Origin of the sequence: Pseudoalteromonas sp. ECSMB14103 (assembly GCF_000813065.1) — a bacterium.
GTDB lineage: Bacteria > Pseudomonadota > Gammaproteobacteria > Enterobacterales > Alteromonadaceae > Pseudoalteromonas > Pseudoalteromonas marina.
Map to the genome: position 1 here is coordinate 74137 of NZ_JWGY01000009.1, position 18434 is coordinate 92570.

The window sequence follows — 18434 nt, forward strand, 5'->3', positions numbered from 1 at the left end:
TACATACTTTAGGCAAATCATTCCATGCTTTCTGACTCTCTAAAAAAAACTATTAGGCAAGTGCATCAGCATGTGGCTAAAAACCTGAATGATTATAGGCCGCGCAGCAGTCAAAATTACCTTGTTGCAGAAATTGCAAAAACATTGGCTGGTGAGTATCACAAAAAACAACGAATTTGCGTCATAGAAGCTGGCACAGGTACCGGTAAGTCACTTGCTTATTGTTTGGGGGCCTTGCCTTTAGCATTGGCACAAAAAAAGAAGCTAGTAATTTCTACGGCTACCGTGGCATTGCAAGAGCAATTAATCGCAAAAGAACTGCCTTTTTTTAAAACACATTCTGGGCTCGACTTTAAGTTTGATTTAGTTAAAGGGCGCCACCGCTATATTTGCGCTCATAAACTACATAATGCTGTTAATGGTGATAGCCAAACTCAAATGGACTTTATGCCAACGCTTACCTCTCCATTAAGTGATATGGAAAGCAAATGCTTGCAAGGGCTATACGATGCTTACGTAAATAAAAAATGGCAAGGCGATAGAGATAGCTGGGCAGATACAATTCCCGACAGAGTTTGGAATTTAATTGCTTGCGACAAGCATGCTTGCCAACGTCAAATGAAAGCGCATTTGACTTGCCCATTTCAATTAGCTCGCCAACAACTCATGCAAATGGATGTGTTGGTTATTAATCACTCTTTGCTACTGGCTGATTTAGATTTAGGCGGTGGTAAAATTTTACCCGAACCAGACAACACTATTTATGTAATTGATGAAGCACACCATTTAGCCCATATAACACGCGACTTTTCGTCTGCTGCAGCAACCATTAAAGGCACAATAGAATGGCTCGATAAGCTCACTAAATTCAGCGGAAAAATGGCAAAAATATTAGTAGGACAAAGAGCCATAGGTCAAAACTTTAAGCTTTGCGATAGTATAAACGATGCAAATAAAGATCTAAAAGTAGTGCGAGATATTCTTGATAATGCTGACTTTGAATATTCAAAAGACGACACATACCGTTTTGAACATGGTGAAATCCCCAAGTCGCTTCACAGCAAAGCAAAAGATATAAGCGAAGCCACACAAGATGCACTACGTTGTTTAAATAAAATGCACGACACCCTTACACAAGATGTGAGCGACGGCGACATAAAACCTTATGTTGCCGATCCTATTCTTGCTGAAAGCGGTCACTACATTAATCGCTTAGAGCAACTAAATAAATTATGGTTTAGTTATGCCAACAAAGGAGAAGGCATACCCCACGCACGTTGGATAAAACGCCTTGAATATAAAAGTCATCATGACCACCTTTTAAGCGACTGCCCCATTGAAGTAGGCTACTACCTAAAAGACAAACTTTGGAACGAGTGCGCCGGCGCTGTTTTATGTTCTGCCACATTAAGTGCACTTGGTTCGTTTGACCATTTTGCTTATGAAAGTGGTTTAGCAAAAGAGGAAGGCGTTAAATTTATAAAGGTTCCCTCGCCCTTTGATTACCCAAAACAGGCAACATTACGCATTCCCGTGTCTAAAGTTGAACCTACCGATAAAGACTTTAGCGATCACTTAGCAACCACTTTGCCAGAGTATTTAAGCACTAAAAAGGCAAACTTAGTCTTGTTTGCCTCGTACTGGCAAATGGACCATGTAGCAAAGTTTCTTAGAACAAAAGGTTTTAACTTATTAGTACAAGGTGAGATGTCGAGAGAAGCACTGCTTAAAAAACACAGCCAAAATATTGATAGTGGTAAAGGTAGTATTTTATTTGGTACGCAAAGCCTTTCAGAAGGTCTTGATTTACCTGGTAAATATTTAGAGAACCTCATTATCACAAAAATCCCTTTTGCTGTGCCTACCTCTCCAATAGAAGAAGCGCAAGCAGAATTTGTGCAAAGCAAAGGCGGTAATCCGTTTTTAACAATTACAGTCCCAGATGCTGCTAAGAAATTGGTACAAAGCTGTGGTAGACTGCTGCGAAAAGAGAGTGACGAAGGCTGTATTACTATTCTTGATAGGCGTTTAGTAACCAAACGCTACGGTAAAGCCATGCTCGACACCCTACCACCATTTAAAAGACAAATAGACTATTAATGTTTGAACTCGCACTCGACCCGACAACTTGGGCAATTTTATGTGCTGTTGCATTGGCAGCAGGCTTTATAGATGCAATAGCCGGTGGCGGTGGCATGTTAACCGTGCCCGCATTACTTACGGCCGGTTTACCACCGCACCTAACATTAGGTACTAATAAACTCGCTGCGAGCTTTGGTTCGTTAACAGCAAGTTTTACCTATTACAAAAAAAACCTTTTTAGCCCCAAGTTTTGGTTGGCATCAATTATTGCAACCGCAATAGGCGCGCTACTAGGCACGGTTATTGTTGATTATTTAAGCATCGATTTTTTAAATAAGTTGCTACCAATTATAATTATTGTTGTTGCCTGCTACAGCTTATTTGGAAATTTGAGCACCACACAAGGTGATGAGTTACCAAAACTCAACAATGCAATGAAAGTAAAGCAGTGGGTCCAAGGCCTAGCACTCGGTTTTTTTGATGGATTAGCAGGCCCAGGCACCGGCACATTTTGGACCGCGTCTAACGGCATGCTTTATAAAATGAACTTGCTTCTTAATTGCGGTTTAGCCCGCTCTATGAACTTTGTGTCTAACTTTATTTCTCTTATAACCTTTGTAGCTTTAGGGCATGTAAACTTTTTGCTTGGTATAACAATGGGCTTTTTTATTATGTTAGGAGCCTGGTTTGGTGCGCACTCTGCAATTAGGTTTGGTAGTAAATTTATACGCCCTGTTTTTAATACCATGGTTATACTTTTAGCATTAAAACTCATTTACGAGGCTTACTTTTAGCATGCAAGTGAATGCATTAGAAAAACTACAACAGCAAGTTACTTCGCTCAAGCAACAAGCTGAGCAATTTGACAGAGCTAAATTGTTTGCTAAAAACCGTTATATGCAAGCACAACCTAGCCTATTTGACCGCGCTGTATTTCAAACTAAAAGCATGAACCTGGCTGATTACGTAAACGAAATAGAAGAAGAAGTAGCAAGCTTACCACCAAGCGATCACCGCCATGCTTATACCTACGCGCTAGAGCGAATTGCATCGCAAGTCCAGGCCGTATTTAATGTCATTAAATCAACACCAATTTGGGAAAAAGAAAATAAAAGTCGGTTTAAACCTCGCCCAAAACAAGCTGTTTATAAGCAAGCTGTAAAAAAAGTGATGCAGTCTTCTCATGAACTTTACGACGAGTTAAAACAAAACCATGAGTTTGAACGCCGCTTAATGCTGATGATAGAAGAGCGAAAAATGCAAATGGAAAATGCATCCCCAGCAAAAGCTCAAAAGCTTAACCTTGAAATATTAAGTACTCACGCACGTTTAGGTCGATGCAGAAAAGCCATTTCAGCCACTGAAGATAAAATACAACAAGTAGAAAAACAGCAACTCCGTTAGCCCTTTTTTCATGCAGCTATACTACCACCCTCTTTATTCAAATTTGCCTTTGCCCGAAAAGCACCGCTTTCCAATTCAAAAATATCAACGGCTTAAAACCGAAATAGAACATTTAGGCTTTTTACCAACCGCATTCAAGCAGCCCGCCAAGGCACGCCCCTCGCAATTGGCCTTTTGTCATAGCGAGCAATATATTAATAATTTTTTAACTGGGAACTTATCTGATAAAGCGATAAAAAAGATGGGCTTTCCTTATTCGGCTCAATTAGTTGAACGAACATTGCTGTCTGTCGGTGGGAGTATTCAAGCAGCAGAAGAGGCTTTAAAAAGCGGACTAACCTGCAATTTAAGCGGTGGTTATCACCATGCCTATAGCGATTACGGCAGTGGTTTTTGTATATTTAACGATTTAGCCATAGCGGCCACACACTTATTAAATACTCATAAAGCTAAAACTGTGCTGATTTTTGATTGCGACGTGCACCAAGGCGACGGCACAGCGCAGATTATTAATCAGCAAAGCCATAAAAATATCATTACTTGCTCAATTCATTGCGAGCAAAACTTTCCGCGTTTAAAGCAGCAATCTGATTACGACTTTTCTTTACCTGCTAAATCTGGCGACGATGAGTATATCGACACATTACAACACGCACTTGCGCTGTGTGTAAGTATCCATCAGCCAGATATTATTCTGTACAACGCGGGCGCAGACATTTACACAAAAGATGAGCTAGGTTTATTAAATGTATCTATTACAGGTGTTTATGAACGAGATCTTTTTGTTCTTGATTTTTGTAAGCAACATAACATTCCCCTTATGTGTGGTTTAGGCGGCGGTTACCAACGTAATTTAGACAGCTTAATCAATGTGCATAAACAACTATTTAAAGCGGCTATCGATTTATAACAATCCTTAGTATAGACTTACTTAAATGGAACATAACAAAGCGGTAGGAACATGCGATTACACGACGATATACATAACTATTACGAAAAAATTGTTGTTGAAGAAATCATAAAACGAAAACTAGACGAAAAATATGACGACGACGTTATGGCCGACTTTTGCTGTACCGTGTTAAACCAACTGCCACCTCGTTACATTCGTTACGACGTAGATATGGCGTTTTATTTACCACAAGCTGAACGCATACACATGGAAGAACGTGTTCAAACCGCTATTGATGTGGCTATTAGTCAAATATCTAAAAAGAAAAACTTAAATGACCAACCCTCTTGAGGAAGCTCCAACGCATATTAAACTCGCTGTTGATTTAATTATGATACTGGAGCAACACGACGTAGAGCCTGAAGAAGTCTTAAAAGCGCTCGATATAGTAAAAAGTGACTTTGAAAAGAAGCTAGTTAACAACTAGCTTCTTTCAACTGTGTCTACTTCATACACAGTGACCGCTCCGTCACGCTTAGTGCAATCAATTTTAATTTCGCCAAATGTTCTTCTAGCTGATGTTGACCTTCGGCAAGTCATGTTTTGAGCTTTAACACCAAACTGCTCAATGTAGAGCGCAACAATTGCATCTATTTGCTGCTTCTCTTCTAATGTTGCAGCGGCATAGAAAGTATCATATTGATATGACCAATTTTCAACGCCAGCTTCTGCAGCTACACCTAACCACCCCATGCCAAGTTTGGTTGATTGGTCTAAATATTGACCTTTTAAAAACATAAACGCTAGGGTGTATTGTGCGCTTTTATACCCAAGTGCTGCAGGCTCTTTTAAATCATTAAAAGCTTGCTCGTACAGCCCATTTTTATAGGCTTTAATACCGTTGTATTCTTTTTTCTTCATTGTATTATCGCTGTATAAAGTAACTGGGGTCGACCCACACCCACTCAATAAACTCACAGCCAAAATTACTGTAGCCAGTAAACACCTAACCATAACTAATCCTTTATTATTTTTAATATGCGAGTACCGAATCTGGCTTACACTCTTCGTAAAGCCTGTTATTCTATAACTCTATTCGTATAATTAAAATATTATCATGAGCTTAGCAAGTTTACTTCGATTATTTTTTCTGGCTGCAATTTGGGGCGCGTCATTTTTATTTATGCGCATGGCCGCCACTAGTTTAGGGCCCGCAGTCTTAATAGAATTTAGAGTAGGCTTTGCGGCACTCACACTATTTATAGTTGCGCTGTATTTAAAACGTCGCTTGGCGTTTACTAAACACAAAAAGCACTTTTTTATAATTGGCGCTCTTAACTCCGCCCTGCCTTTTTTACTTTTTGCTTATGCCGCGCAAACTATCAGCGCATCTACGTTATCTATTTTAAATTCTACAACGCCTATTTGGGGCGCAGTTGTGGGTATTATCTGGAGTAAAACCAAGCCAACTAAGAGTATGGTTTTAGGCTTGCTGTTGGGTTTAGTAGGTGTGGCAATTTTAGTTGGGCAAAACCATCTTATACTAAATACTCAGTCACTTATTGCTATTGTAGCAGCGCTAAGCGCTTCATTTTGTTATGCCATTGCATCTCATTACACAAAAAATGCGCCAAAGCTTGCACCGTTTGATAACGCACACGGCTCAATGTGGGCAGCAAGTTTTATGGTACTGCCCCTTATACTTTTTATGCCAATGCGTGAAGTACCAACCACCAACGTTATGCTTGGCGTTTTAGCCCTTGGCGTAGTGTGTACAGCGCTTGCTTATATTTTATTTTTTAAACTTATTGAAGATATAGGCCCAACCTCAGCTTTAACGGTCACGTTTTTAATTCCGCTATTTGGCATTTTTTGGGGACATTTAATTTTAGATGAGCAAATTGGGCCAAACACGTTACTAGGCGCTTTATTTGTTATTGTGGGCACTATGCTGGTTACTGGATTTTTACCGCGAAAAAAGCACCTAGCTAAAACACGCTAAGTGCTTTTACAAAGCGCTTACTTTTGTGCTTTTTTGCTTAAGTTTTCAATTAAGTCTTGTGCGCTATAGCTATTGTCGCTGGGTTTAATGCCTTTGCCCATTTTAATATCAATCAGGGTGTGTACTTCTTTGCGTTTATCATTGTTGCTCACCTGCACGCCTACACTGCTTGTTGGGCGTGCGCGTGTTTCGCAAGTTAATAAACCGCAGCTTCGCTCATATTGCTGACTGTGTGATGCACTAATAGTTGACGCGGGCGCTTGCGATTTAGACTCAACAAAGGTTTCTTTATTCGTAACAACAAACCAGTCGTAGCCTTGCGCTTGGGTAAGTTCAGCCGCGCGTAACAATGCATAGTCACCGGCATCTGCTACGTTGTTTGACACACTTTTAAACTCTACTCTGTATTGATCGTCGCTAATTTTTTGCTCGCTGTAACCTTGTGAGCCATTATTCGCGGCGCGGTAATCAGGTTTAGATGCACACCCCGCCATAAGTAAAATACTGATAATTAAAATAGATGTTTTCATAATTCACCTCGTTTTATACACATTATTATTTGTTTAACTGCCACTTTGCGCTAATTGCTTGCTGCTCTTGCGCTCTATCTAGTGGTGCGCCGCTGATCATGCTATCTATAACAGCATCTAACTGACTGTTATTAGACGCCGTTTGATATTGCGCGCCATTATTACTTTGCTGCGTAGCTGTTTGCGCTTTAATTTGCCAACCGCCTTGCGTTTTACATGCAATACTTGTTTGCGTTGTATTGTTTGAACTTAGTGCATACTGCCTACAAAGCTCACCTTGCTGATTTTTAAAACTAAGCTGCGCGCTAAATACTGAGCCATCACTTTGCTCATACTCTCCACTACTTAGCTGTGTATTAAGGGCTGAGGCTATGCTACTGGCTACTAAATTTTGCGACTCATTGGGTTGTAAATAACTGGTCATTGCAATACCAAATACCACGGCAACGCTTGCAGCTATTGCTAAGCCTTTATTAGCCGAGTGCTTAACCTTTTGCCAAGGCGTTAACGTTACTACATTGCTATTCGACGTGTTTTTTGTCGTTGCTGTATCAAGCTTTGCAACCGTTTTAGCTAATGAGTCACTAAGGGGGGCGTCATCAATACTTGTTGCGTGCTCTTTTACTCGCATGTCTACTTCGCTTAGCTCTGCAAGTCGCATTACTAGTTCATCATCGGTTTCAAGGGCTTTACGCACTTGTTCCATTTCGTGCTCGCTGAGCTCTGAGTCTAAAAAGGCGCTAAGTGTTTCGTCGTTAATGTTCATACTTGCTCCTTTTTAAAGTCGGGTTTTATTAAGTTATAAAGTGTACTTCGTGCTCGCGATAATTTACTCATTACACTGCCTATAGGTATATCGAGTGTATGTGCTACGTCTTTATAGGCCATGCCCTGCACTGCCACCAGCGATACAATGGCACGTTGCTCTTCGGGTAATTGCCCAAGTGCTGTATTTACATTTTTAAGCATTTGTTTGTTTTCTAGCGTTTGGTGCTCATTACTTGTAATTGGCTCTGGTAATATATCGGCCTGGGCCGTATTTTGCCTTACCTTGCGTGAGCGGTATTCGTCTATCCACACATTGCGGCAAATTTTAAACGCCCATTTAGCAGGCTCAACGTCATCCGGAATGCCTTTTACTAATAGTTTTTCAATTGTTATTTGCACTACATCGTCTGCATCTGCTTTACTACCCGTTAGCGAATAGGCAAAACGCCTAAGCATGGGCAATAAGGTTTTTAATGTTTCGTTCATTGATTTTTACCCCTTTTATAAAGAAGACGATTCAAAAAAACATTTATTCCCAAATAATCAAAATAATTTGAATAATGAAATATTTTTATGTGTTAAACGTTAACTACAAGCATGATAAATTTAATAGAAGTAACCCACTATGAATATTAAAAACACACGCGTTAAACACATAATAGCCGCTTCGCTTTGCATATTTAGCGCAACGAGTTCTGCCAATATAGTGAGAGTCGATCAAGTGCTTGGGCAGTTAAACCCAATAGAGCAGCGTATTGAGCAAACAATAGAACGAGCACAGCGCCTGCCGCTTCCGGTGCCTGTACCACAAGTGTCGATTGATGAACTAAAAGCGCAAATTAGTGAGCCAATTAGCAGCTTACCCAATGTGCTTAACATTAATATAAATAGCCAAAATACCGCATTTGTTGAAGTAGAGCTAGAAAACGGCTTTAGAGCAATAGAGCGCCAATGGTTATTAATGGCAAATAGCCAACAACTTAATACCCTAAAGCAGCAAAATGTAACCATTGTATCGGTAAAAAATTACAACGCACTAAACATGAGCTTAGTGCGCTTTAACGTGCCCCAAGGTGTTAATTCTAAAAGTGAGTTATTAAAAGCACTTAACTTAGATGAGTCTGCAATACTTGACCGAAACCACATATACCAGGCGCAAACTGGCGAGCCTACCGAAAAAGTAACACCAAATAACTCTATTGCCCCCTACTGCACACAAAGCGTAAAAATTGGCATGATCGACAGCGCCATTAATACCAAACACAGTGCTTTTGAAGGTGCAAATATCACCACGCAAAGCTTTTTACCACAAGGGTTAAGCTCGCCAAATTTACACGGCACCGCCATTGCAGGGCTAATTACAGGTAAAGGCGCAAAACTTAACCCGCTTTTAGGCAGTGCCATGCTTTACAGTGCCGAGGTGTTTTATAGGCAATCTGAATATGCTCAAGGGGCTACATTATTTGCCATAGTAGAAGCACTTAACTGGCTAGTCAGTAATAAAATACCCGTAATAAATATGAGCCTAACAGGGCCAAATAACGCAGTTTTAGAAGCAAGTATTACTGCAGCAATAAAACAAAACGTGTTAATTGTAGCCGCTGCAGGTAACCAAGGGCCGGCGTCGCAGCCGTTATACCCAGGTGCGTATAAAAGCGTGATAGCGGTAAGTGCTATTGATGCAAATAACCAAATTTATAGATGGTCAAATAAAGGTGATTACATAGACTTTACAGCCTTTGGTGTAAATGTTGTTACAAGCCAAGGCAATGGAAAATTTGGGAGGGAGTCGGGTACGTCAATGGCGGCGCCGCATGTAAGCGCGGCATTAAGTTGTTTATTGTTAAAGCATGGTAATAATAAAACTAAAGCACTTAACGAGCTTACTTCGCTGGCCGTCGATTTAGGCGAGCAAGGCAAAGACACCACCTTTGGTTATGGTGCTATTTACCCACCTAAAAGTGCACTTTAACTGACGCCGATAAAACCGATTGCGTATAGGTATTGCTACTAAGCTTTGATTGATAATCGCCATATTCAGCCTCGGCTATTAGTGTTACGTGCTCAAACACAGCTAGGTTATAAAACGCATTAACGACATTTCTGTGCTCATCTCGCGACGGTATTTGCTCAAAAAAATCATCCGTTGTTTGCTCATCGTAATCTTTATTTTGATAACGCCAGCCTGCGCCCACTTTATTCGCTACATTAAAGGCCGTAAATTTGTGCGTAACTTTAGTAGTAAAGCCGTAGCCGTTAAAGTCGTATTGGTTGTCGTCGGCGTTTTCTTTATCAGCACTTAGCGCTGCCATTAGCATGGTTTGGCCATTATTTATAAAATGATAAAGCGCTACATCGCCACCTACGCCGTCGGCATTACGTGCTTTTGCAGTAGCAAAACGTTTAGCTTTGGTTTTTACACTCATACGCAAATACGTATGCGGGTTTAAAAAATGGCCATAGTAGGCACTGGCTTGATTAAAATGTAAAAATGTATCGCCATCTACATTTGCTTTTGCCCCATCGTAACGAACCCCTAGCTCATGGCTATTAAAGCTATAACTGCCATCTAAACCGTATTGATGCAGATCTAAATCGTATTGATCAAACTCATCGTAGTCTTGTTGTTCAAACTTATAGCTTGAGGTTAATTTAGCGCTTTTGGTTAATTGCCATTTTGCATTAACACCGGCTGCGGTTTTTATGCCGCTGTCGCTTTGCGACGAAATATCGTCAAGCTCTTGAACAGAGAGCGCCGAGTTACTTAATACCCCAACTTCTGCATCTGCATTTAGCTCAAAGCTACTTTTAAAGGGCTTATTTTGCTCAGCTGTTTTAATGTGGTTAGTTTGTGCAAGCACCGCTTGAGCACTAAAAACACACAAAGTGGCGGTTATAACTGCTTTCATATTTATTCTCCAACAGGCCGAATAGGTTTCCCTATTCGGCATTTGTGCAAGCACTTGGCGTATTAAAGGCCTAGGTCTAAATCGTTAGTAATGTTGGTTACTACTTCACTTGCGGTGCTAAGTGCTACATCGTTACTAATTTGATCAGTGACCGCTGCACTCACCTGCCCACTAACACTTTGCTGTACCGTGCTTTGTAAACTGCTAACCGTACTATCTTGCACACTGGCAATTAAAGATTGCTGAACACTGCTTACTACTTCATTACTGGTATTAATTGCATCACCCACTTGCAGTGCAGAACTCACTGAGTTTGCAGCCGTATTAGTAATTGCTAATTGGTTTGTAAGCTCACCGGCATTAAGCGCATTTGTTGCATCAGCTTGTGTAACTGAATCGGTAGCGCTGCCCACATTTGAAAGTAAAGAGGCATCGGCTGGTGTGTCGGTAGTGTCTTGCTGAGCGCCTTGCTCAGAGGTAAGAGAAAGTAATGACGACTGGCTCACAGCGGTTGTTAAATTACCCGCCGATGAGATTAACTGCGCTGTTGCATCAAGCGCTGTATTGACTGTTGTATTGCTTGTGGAATTGGCTGTGGCATTTAAAGACGAGGCCGATGCATTTAATGCATTATTTAAAGATCCGCTTGCAGATGCAACTAATTTATTTGCAGGCTCTGCGGCCTCACTGCTTTCTTGCGCTGGAGTTTGCGTGTTATTCGCCGTTGAATCTGTGTTTTGCGAGTCATCAGCCGTTACTTGTGTATCGTTAGATACGTTTGACTCGTTGCTGCCACTGGCTGTTAAACCATTTTGTGAAAGCGTAATAGATGTAGATGTTTGTTGCTGCGCCGACGTTGACTGAGATAGTTCAATATCTGCGGCGTGCACTGCACCTGTAAAAGTACACACACCGCTTAACATCATTACGCTTACAATTTTATTTAATTTAGTCATTGTTTTGTCCTCTAGTTTGTCGGATTGACATAAAGAAGACGATTTACAAAAACACTTTATTCCAAAAATAAATAAAAAATTATAATAATGTTACTTAATTACTTAATTTTCATGCTCTTAAATATAAAATACTCGTTTACTGCGTTAGCGTTTCACTGTTTTGGATCAGCAATAACAGCTCGGCAGTGGCGGTAGCATCGGTCAATGCGCGGTGATGGCTGGTTAAGTTTAAATTAAAATACGCGCTAAGGTTACCAAGCGAATACGACTTTAAGCCTTTAAACGCTCTGCGCGATTCAACCACGGTGCACATTTTTGGCATTTTAAAAAAGTGCCCTGCAACCTCGCATTCTTTTTTTATAAAACCGTAATCAAAGTTTACGTTATGGGCTACAAAAATACTGCCTGCGAGTTTATCTAGTAGTGGCTGTGCTATATCGGCAAATACAGGTGCGTTGTAAACCATGCCATCGCTTATGCCGGTCAATTTAGTAATAAAGCTTGGGATATGGCGCTGCGGATTAATAAGAGTCGTCCAGGTATCAATCACTTTACCGTGCTGCACTTTAACTACGCCTATTTCGGTAATACGGTTACCGCCTTTTAAGCCGCCCGTGGTTTCTATATCAACTACGCTGTAAATACGGTTAGGGTCTACAAACCACTTAACAGCAGCAATATGTACTGTAAAACCTACATTTTTTAAATTATCAATAGTGGTAAGTTGGTTGCGCCTAAGCTTATCCCCTGGGGCTTTTACCTCTTCAAAATGTACTTGGCCATTATTAATAACCATTAAGTCGGGGTAACCATCTTTTAACTGTAAATAGTGTTTGCTCATAGCCGTTAAGTGCGCAATTAACGCTTCAAGCGGGCTGTTTAAAATAAGTGCCTCTAGTGGCTCTAATAAATTGCTGCGCCATCTAAATAAACCATTGGGCTGCTCAAAATACTGCGCGGCATGTTTGCATACCAAATTAAGCAGCGCCTGATTAGTGCTACAGCTTTTTAAACGTGCGTCAATTTGCGTGCTTTGTGCTTCATAAAAATTACCAAGCTGTAAAACTTGCGGGTAAATATCAAATTCATTACACGGCGGGTATGGCGACTCAATAAATAACTCGTGCCAAAATACTAAGCCAAACAAGCTTTGCCATAAGGTGTTTTCGGTATTAAAAACCGTTAACCCTTTTGCACTGTAATACTCATTTACGCCTTGCTCTACATCGCCTCGGTAAATTTCGTCAATTTCCAGCACACACTGGGTGTCGGCCAGCATAGTACTTAAGCGCGAACGCGTTTGTTTATTAAACTTACGCATTAAAAAATCATCAGCAAAGTACAGTAAATCGTCGGTGAGCGGGTTTTCTATAATTTGCTCTAGCTGCGCTTTTACCCACGCTTTATTACCTAGACGGTATTGCTCTCTTATTTGAATTTCTTGGGCTTCAGCGTAATCGGTGCAGCCTTCAAGTAGGCTAAAGGCAAGTTCGCTATCGGTATTTTTAAGCTGTTTGTACAGCCTAACCAGCAGTTTGTTTTTAATGTCGTGCGCTTGTGCGCCATGCGCCGGTTGCGCTAAAACTAAATGCGCAAGCTCGGTGTAAGGTGTTTTGTCATCAAAGGTTTCATCTTTTGTATTACCGGCTGTTTTGCCAATGTTTTTAAACGCTAAACGGTAACGATTTAAAACGTAATTAGATTGCGCCTCAGCTAGTGTGTTAAAGCGCGATAAGCTCTCGCTGTGCCCTTCGCGGGTAGCGGTTAACCCTAAATCGCGCATAACAAAGCGGTTTTGATGGTTTACATCGCCACTACTTAAGCGCCCTCCAAATAAAAACTCAAAATACTCGTAATAATCTTCACGGTTATTTATCACATATTGGCTATATAAAGGGGCTAAATCATCTGCGCGCTCACTAAAAAACTGACACGCAATAGTGACCAACTCCCCTTTAGCTGCGCTTTTCTTAAAGCTTACTTGCTCACTGTAATTACTGAGTAACTCCACCAGTATGGGCTTGGTTAAATGCGCTATAAGCTGCTTGTAATGCTTTGCGTTTGGCTCATATAAAATACCCGCTGTTTTTAGCGTATAAATAGCCTGATGCGGCGAAGTTATTTCTTCATAATTAAGCGATTGCGCCTGCACTAAATAAGGTTTGCGCGAATACACACGCGCCAACATGCATTGGCTTTGCTCATCTAGTTGGTTAATTTTACTAATAAATTCACTATGTTTAGGCTCAAGTAAATGCATACATTTACTTGTTACAAACTCAATAAGTTCTCTAAAATGCGCTAAATAGTATTTTGCTGGTAATTCTTTTTTCATAATACCGCCACAACTGTATATAAAAACAGTATCTAGCATTTGTGCTTATTATTCAATCTTAAACTTGTAACTAAAACACGCTATAGTGAGCGTATAAAAGTAAATTTACTAAAAATAAAGGACTTACCATGAGCGCGCACCCATACGATGTTTTATCACTCAATAACGGCGCAAATATTATTTTTACGCCTTGCCCTGGTACAAAAACGCAAAACCTAGCGGATTCAATCGCTACATTAAAAGCCGCTGGCACTCACATGCTGTTATCGCTTATGCCGCAAAAGGAGCTTGAAAAAAACAACGTACAAACAATTAATAGTGAGTGCAAAAAGCACGATATAACCTGGTTTCATTTACCAATAAATGACGACGAAGCACCCAAACAGCCTTTTACATCAAGTTGGAACACCCACAAAACAGATATACTACAAGCCATACAGAAAAAACAAACCATTGCCATACATTGCAAAGGCGGCACTGGCCGCACAGGGTTGGTTGCTGCGCTTATTTTAAATTCAGCAGGTTACACAAAGGATGAAGTGTACAGCTTAGTACAAGGTATTCGCCCTAAAGCACTGACTATAGAATTACAAAAAGAGTACTTTGAAGAGTTTATGATTTAGGTATTTACGAGGTGTAACATTAACCTGGCATGGCTTTGATTTTAAATCTAGAACTAAAAATGCGTTTATTCAACGTTTCTTAAATAATAGTTGACCTTAAAAGGTCAACTATTATTGTTGTTATTAAATTCAACTTTGGATAGGATTTCCAATACTTTCTAAATGCTCTGTTTGGCCAGCAGTAAGTGGGTAAATCGATTTTATAAAACATTTTTTTGTAGGTTGTTCAATGGTAGAAATTGAATCCCCTTCCTTATGTATAACAAAATTAGAAAAGCGGTTTAACTCAATTCCATGTGATTCATTAAGATCATGGCAAGTACCCTGAGTCTCAATCAAATAATCTTTCTTATGTGCCGCCGAAATAATTAAAAATTTATCAGATAGTGGTTTCCAACCTTTGAACCTAAAGCTATTAATTTTATCTTCACCTGCTAGGTTTTCTTCAGACAAGTACTTTGCATATGCTTGGTCTTTTTCTTTCAGTGAGATGTTGCTTGTTGCTGAACAGCCTAAAAGTACTGTTGCTGTTAATGTAATAACTAAAATGTTTTTCATAAATTATCCCTATAAATTAAAATAATTAGGTAGATTACAAATGTATATTTATTGCGAAAACATACAACTTAGTAGAGCTTAATTTTTACACTCACTCTAAGAAGAACAAAAAATACACAGTCAACCTTACAGTAGAATATTATTTTATCTTTGTCATCTTTTTGTTAACATTTTAGGTAAATTTAAAGTATTTTATTTTATAAAAGAGGTGGCAATAAATCCCCTTTTATAACTTTAAGATATATGAATTCTAAAAACCATTTATAAAAATCAATTTATAATCATATGAATTAGCGTCTACCCGCTGCAAACAACACATTAATAGTCAGCACAGAACCACAAAGCTACTAATAGTTAAACGCCCATTAATTGGATCGCGAGCATAATCGTTAGCCGCATTTATATTACCAGAATGCAATAAGTTGCTTGGATATATAACAACCCGATTTAGCTTTGCCTCTACACTGAAAATTTGCTCAAACAAAGCTGTGCTGCCATTTATATAATGTGGGTTTTTATGAAGCTTTTGTGCCATGGCTTGTTGCTTTATAGCTTGCCTAAATGGCATGAGTCGCTCTTTTGTTATGCGTTCATACCCCAGGGCTTTATGTTTGTAAAATGAAGTACCCCCATGTGTTTCATCACATAAAAAATGCACCATAGCAAGTTGGTTCATATTAGGTGTGTCAAAATGGGGAAGCATTTGTATTGGCCTGAGTTTATCAGGTTCAGTGCATGCAATTGAAAAGGCAGAAAGTATTACATCAAACTCGCTTTTATCTGCCATATTAAAGTGTGAATTAATAATTGGCGACAGTGCTTTTAGCTGCTCTATATAACTAAGCGGTGCTGCTTTTCTTACTCCTGGATAAAAATCACTTTCTTGTGCGTAAAATGTTTCCCTCGTATTTTGAGAAAACACAGCAAAATTAATTAGCGCATCTACATTATTAACAAAATCATCAATAACAATTATTGGGGTTTTTTCCTCCCCTACAGTGTGTATGTGTAACACCATATTTTTGTTAAGTGTAAAATCAATCATCGGCTAAATTAAGCACCGCATTTTTACGCTCTATTAATGGGTATATCTGACCAAGTGAGGTTATTACTGTATAAATGGCAGGTAATAAAGCACTTTGATGTAAAAGCGTAATTTGATCACTATTAAGTTGTGAGAGCTTTTCTTGATTAATAGTGTATAGGCCGTTTAACTTTGTTTTTTTGTTATTTTCAAACGTTACTTCAAGCGATAATGGCTGTAGTAGTTCATACTTTAACAACGCATCAATTAACTTTTTATTGTCTAATTCGCCTTGTAGTAAATGCCCTAAACACTGCTTTATTTGTTTAAAATAGCCACTTTCTTCTGCGCTTTGGGTATAAATTGGTTCTAAATTATTTTCGCTTTGCGCAGAGCTATCAACTACTGCAGGGCTGTTTAAATTAATACACACAGGGTATTGCGTCTGCTGCGAATGCGTATCACCAACAAAAAATGGCTGACGCTGTAACTGAAGCGGTAAATATACGCCCTGCCACTGTGATTGCTGATAAAACAAGTTCTCATGTTGCTCAAAGCCTAATAAAGCATTGAGTGTAAACTCGCCTGTTTCTGAGTTTTTTGCAAAAACTATAGGCTGCTGAACGGCAATTTGGCTAAGCTCCGCCATAACTACGGGGATCATATTAAGATTTTTAGCGTGTGATTGTGCTTTTTGTGTATCTATTTTTATATGCTGATGAGCACTTTGCTCTAATGCGACTAAATTTTCCATGCGTGTCTCTTTATTGTTTTTATGTGTAATTTTTTAAGCTAGATAGCACTAAAACCATGGTGCTTAATTTTATTAAGCAGCTCTCGGTTACTAGGTAAGTTAGTGACTGCTTGGTTTATCATGCTCTTATTTTTATCAAACTGACTTTTAGCGAAAACAGTGTCTTTAAGCATATAGGCAGTTGTGCTGTAATCACTTTTAAAGCCCATGCCGTATAAAACATATTGATAACTGGCCGCTGGAAACACCTCATTATTACTTGTAAAGTCGTGATCAGCAGGAGCGCGGTATTGCCACAACTTCATTAGATCTTGTAAGCTTTGAGGAATCGTTTTTGGGTCTCTGTTATCACGCCAAAATGCGTTATCGTCACGGTTTGATAAAATATAATGCAGTTTTAAAAAGTCGATTATTTTTTCCCACCTATAGGTAAACGTCTCGTTAAAGCGTTTGGCGGTAATATCCATAATATCGCGGGTCTGGGGGAGTTGTTCGCTTATCATTTGCGCTGACATTTCTACTAATACCAATGCAGAGGCTTCAAGCGGCTCTAAAAAACCAGCTGAAAGCCCAACCGCAACACAGTTGTTCTGCCAAAAGTGTGAGCGGTGGCCGCTTTTAATAGGGATTTTTCTAATTGTTAACGACTCTATTTTATCGCCAACATACGCTTTGAGCTTTTCTCGTGCTTCAGCTTCGCTACTATATTTACTCGAATACACGTAACCTACACCACGGCGGTGTTGTAACCCTATATCCCATATCCAACCTGCTTCTTGCGCTGTTGAGATTGTGTGGGATGCAATACGCTCATTTTCATTATCATAAGGGACTTGCACTGCTAAGGCGGTATCAATAAATAGCACATCATCGCAAGGCATAAAAGGAACCCTATAATGCTCGCCTAATAACAATGATGAAAAGCCGGTGCAATCAACAAATAAATCACCGCTAATTTTACCTTGTTGCTTTGTGGTAACGCTTGCAATATCGCCATTTTTAGCACTATTAACCTGTGTTACATCAGCCAAAATATGTTTAACGCCAAGCTGCTCCGTACAATGCTTTTGTAAAAAAACGGCAAATTTTGCCGAGTCTAAGTGGTAGGCATAGTTGGCTATAGCTGCGTATTCTGGTGTGCGAATAGTTTTAGGGGCAAGCCCTTGCTCACAAATAGCTTCTTGGTAACACACTGCATTTGAAAAAGACGTGGACTCAGCGGCATTATTTAACCAATGCCCTGCCATATCTGTTTTTGAAAAGCCCTGTGGCAAAACTAATGGGTGATAATAAAAATCATCCTCGGAGCCATCCACCCACTTGGCAAATTTTGCTCCTTGCTTAAAGCTTGCTTCACACTCGCGTATAAAATCAGTTTCGCTAATACCAAGTGCTATTAATGTAATGCGCATGGTAGGCCAAGTACCTTCCCCAACACCTATAATTGGTACATTTGGAGACTCAACGAGAACAACATTAAGGCCATCCGGGGTATTACTTTTGTGGTGCGCCGCTAATCGTCCGGCTGTTAGCCAGCCCGCTATACCACCACCAACGACAACCACTGTTTTTATTTTTTTATTTTGCTGGTTCATAC

At 39.7% G+C, this 18434-nt stretch carries 20 protein-coding genes; 9 read left to right on the forward strand and 11 right to left on the reverse strand.

Annotation, left to right across the window (positions count from 1 at the left end; translation table 11 throughout):
* Positions 1-24: 24 nt before the first annotated feature.
* The 6 genes from dinG to RF53_RS19300 are packed head-to-tail and all read left to right on the forward strand — an operon-like array spanning position 25 to position 4865.
* Complete coding sequence (dinG, locus tag RF53_RS14470) at positions 25-2100, forward strand: ATP-dependent DNA helicase DinG (protein WP_039038084.1); 2076 nt, start codon at positions 25-27, stop codon at positions 2098-2100.
* On the forward strand, positions 2100-2876 hold the full coding sequence (locus tag RF53_RS14475) for a TSUP family transporter (RefSeq protein ID WP_039038085.1): 777 nt from the start codon (positions 2100-2102) through the stop codon (positions 2874-2876). Before dinG ends, RF53_RS14475 begins: the two co-directional genes overlap by 1 nt.
* Position 2877: 1 nt before the next feature.
* Positions 2878-3486 carry a primosomal replication protein gene (locus tag RF53_RS14480; RefSeq protein ID WP_006793578.1) on the forward strand — a complete coding sequence of 203 codons (609 nt, stop codon included), beginning with the start codon at positions 2878-2880 and terminating at the stop codon, positions 3484-3486.
* A 10-nt stretch (positions 3487-3496) separates the two neighbouring features.
* Positions 3497-4396 carry a histone deacetylase family protein gene (locus RF53_RS14485; RefSeq protein WP_039038086.1) on the forward strand — a complete coding sequence of 300 codons (900 nt, stop codon included), beginning with the start codon at positions 3497-3499 and terminating at the stop codon, positions 4394-4396.
* Between the two features lie 51 nt (positions 4397-4447).
* On the forward strand, positions 4448-4729 hold the full coding sequence (locus RF53_RS14490) for a late competence development ComFB family protein (RefSeq protein ID WP_006793580.1): 282 nt from the start codon (positions 4448-4450) through the stop codon (positions 4727-4729).
* Positions 4713-4865: a YbaM family protein gene (locus RF53_RS19300; RefSeq protein WP_006793581.1), complete on the forward strand. Its 153-nt coding sequence runs from the start codon at positions 4713-4715 to the stop codon at positions 4863-4865. Before RF53_RS14490 ends, RF53_RS19300 begins: the two co-directional genes overlap by 17 nt.
* Here RF53_RS19300 and RF53_RS14495 read toward each other — a convergent pair.
* A complete protein-coding gene (locus RF53_RS14495) occupies positions 4862-5392 on the reverse strand; it encodes a sel1 repeat family protein (RefSeq protein WP_039038087.1) in 531 nt (176 codons plus the stop codon). The genes RF53_RS19300 and RF53_RS14495 overlap by 4 nt on opposite strands.
* Positions 5393-5495: 103 nt before the next feature.
* Between RF53_RS14495 and RF53_RS14500 the strand changes: the two genes are divergently transcribed.
* The gene (locus RF53_RS14500; RefSeq protein ID WP_039038088.1) at positions 5496-6380 is read left to right on the forward strand and encodes a DMT family transporter; all 885 of its coding nucleotides are present in this window, start codon (positions 5496-5498) and stop codon (positions 6378-6380) included.
* Positions 6381-6397: 17 nt separating this feature from the next.
* Here RF53_RS14500 and RF53_RS14505 read toward each other — a convergent pair whose 3' ends face one another.
* From RF53_RS14505 to RF53_RS14515, 3 genes are read right to left on the reverse strand one after another with little or no spacing between them, the layout of a single operon-like run.
* Positions 6398-6910: a CC0125/CC1285 family lipoprotein gene (locus tag RF53_RS14505; RefSeq protein WP_039038089.1), complete on the reverse strand. Its 513-nt coding sequence runs from the start codon at positions 6908-6910 to the stop codon at positions 6398-6400.
* Positions 6911-6935: 25 nt separating this feature from the next.
* Positions 6936-7676: an anti-sigma factor family protein gene (locus RF53_RS14510; protein WP_039038090.1), complete on the reverse strand. Its 741-nt coding sequence runs from the start codon at positions 7674-7676 to the stop codon at positions 6936-6938.
* Positions 7673-8164: an RNA polymerase sigma factor gene (locus RF53_RS14515; protein WP_039038091.1), complete on the reverse strand. Its 492-nt coding sequence runs from the start codon at positions 8162-8164 to the stop codon at positions 7673-7675. Before RF53_RS14515 ends, RF53_RS14510 begins: the two co-directional genes overlap by 4 nt.
* A 139-nt stretch (positions 8165-8303) precedes the next feature.
* On the opposite strand from RF53_RS14515, the gene RF53_RS14520 reads away from it, so the two are divergent.
* A complete protein-coding gene (locus tag RF53_RS14520) occupies positions 8304-9650 on the forward strand; it encodes a S8 family serine peptidase (RefSeq protein WP_039038092.1) in 1347 nt (448 codons plus the stop codon).
* On the opposite strand, the gene RF53_RS14525 is transcribed toward RF53_RS14520, so the two are convergent.
* The 3 genes from RF53_RS14525 to RF53_RS14535 form a co-directional block, all read right to left on the reverse strand.
* Entirely contained in the window at positions 9634-10587 is a 954-nt protein-coding gene (locus RF53_RS14525; protein WP_039038093.1) for a hypothetical protein, read from the reverse strand. The two genes, RF53_RS14520 and RF53_RS14525, sit on opposite strands and share 17 nt — an antisense overlap.
* Before the next feature lie 62 nt (positions 10588-10649).
* Entirely contained in the window at positions 10650-11543 is an 894-nt protein-coding gene (locus RF53_RS14530) for a hypothetical protein (RefSeq protein WP_039038094.1), read from the reverse strand.
* Between the two features lie 136 nt (positions 11544-11679).
* Positions 11680-13917 (reverse strand): exonuclease domain-containing protein, encoded by a 2238-nt coding sequence (locus tag RF53_RS14535; RefSeq protein ID WP_039038095.1) that lies wholly within the window; start codon positions 13915-13917, stop codon positions 11680-11682.
* Positions 13918-14006: 89 nt separating this feature from the next.
* On the opposite strand from RF53_RS14535, the gene RF53_RS14540 reads away from it, so the two are divergent.
* The gene (locus RF53_RS14540; RefSeq protein WP_039038096.1) at positions 14007-14501 is read left to right on the forward strand and encodes a phosphatase domain-containing protein; all 495 of its coding nucleotides are present in this window, start codon (positions 14007-14009) and stop codon (positions 14499-14501) included.
* 129 nt (positions 14502-14630) lie between these two features.
* Here RF53_RS14540 and RF53_RS14545 read toward each other — a convergent pair whose 3' ends face one another.
* The 4 genes from RF53_RS14545 to RF53_RS14560 all read right to left on the reverse strand — a co-directional run bounded on the left by RF53_RS14545 (position 14631) and on the right by RF53_RS14560 (position 18432).
* The gene (locus RF53_RS14545; RefSeq protein WP_039038097.1) at positions 14631-15059 is read right to left on the reverse strand and encodes a DUF6491 family protein; all 429 of its coding nucleotides are present in this window, start codon (positions 15057-15059) and stop codon (positions 14631-14633) included.
* Positions 15060-15384: 325 nt separating this feature from the next.
* Positions 15385-16104 (reverse strand): DUF6445 family protein, encoded by a 720-nt coding sequence (locus RF53_RS14550; RefSeq protein WP_039038098.1) that lies wholly within the window; start codon positions 16102-16104, stop codon positions 15385-15387.
* Entirely contained in the window at positions 16097-16837 is a 741-nt protein-coding gene (locus tag RF53_RS14555; protein ID WP_039038099.1) for a SapC family protein, read from the reverse strand. Before RF53_RS14555 ends, RF53_RS14550 begins: the two co-directional genes overlap by 8 nt.
* A 38-nt stretch (positions 16838-16875) precedes the next feature.
* On the reverse strand, positions 16876-18432 hold the full coding sequence (locus tag RF53_RS14560) for a tryptophan halogenase family protein (RefSeq protein WP_039038100.1): 1557 nt from the start codon (positions 18430-18432) through the stop codon (positions 16876-16878).
* Positions 18433-18434: the final 2 nt, after the last annotated feature.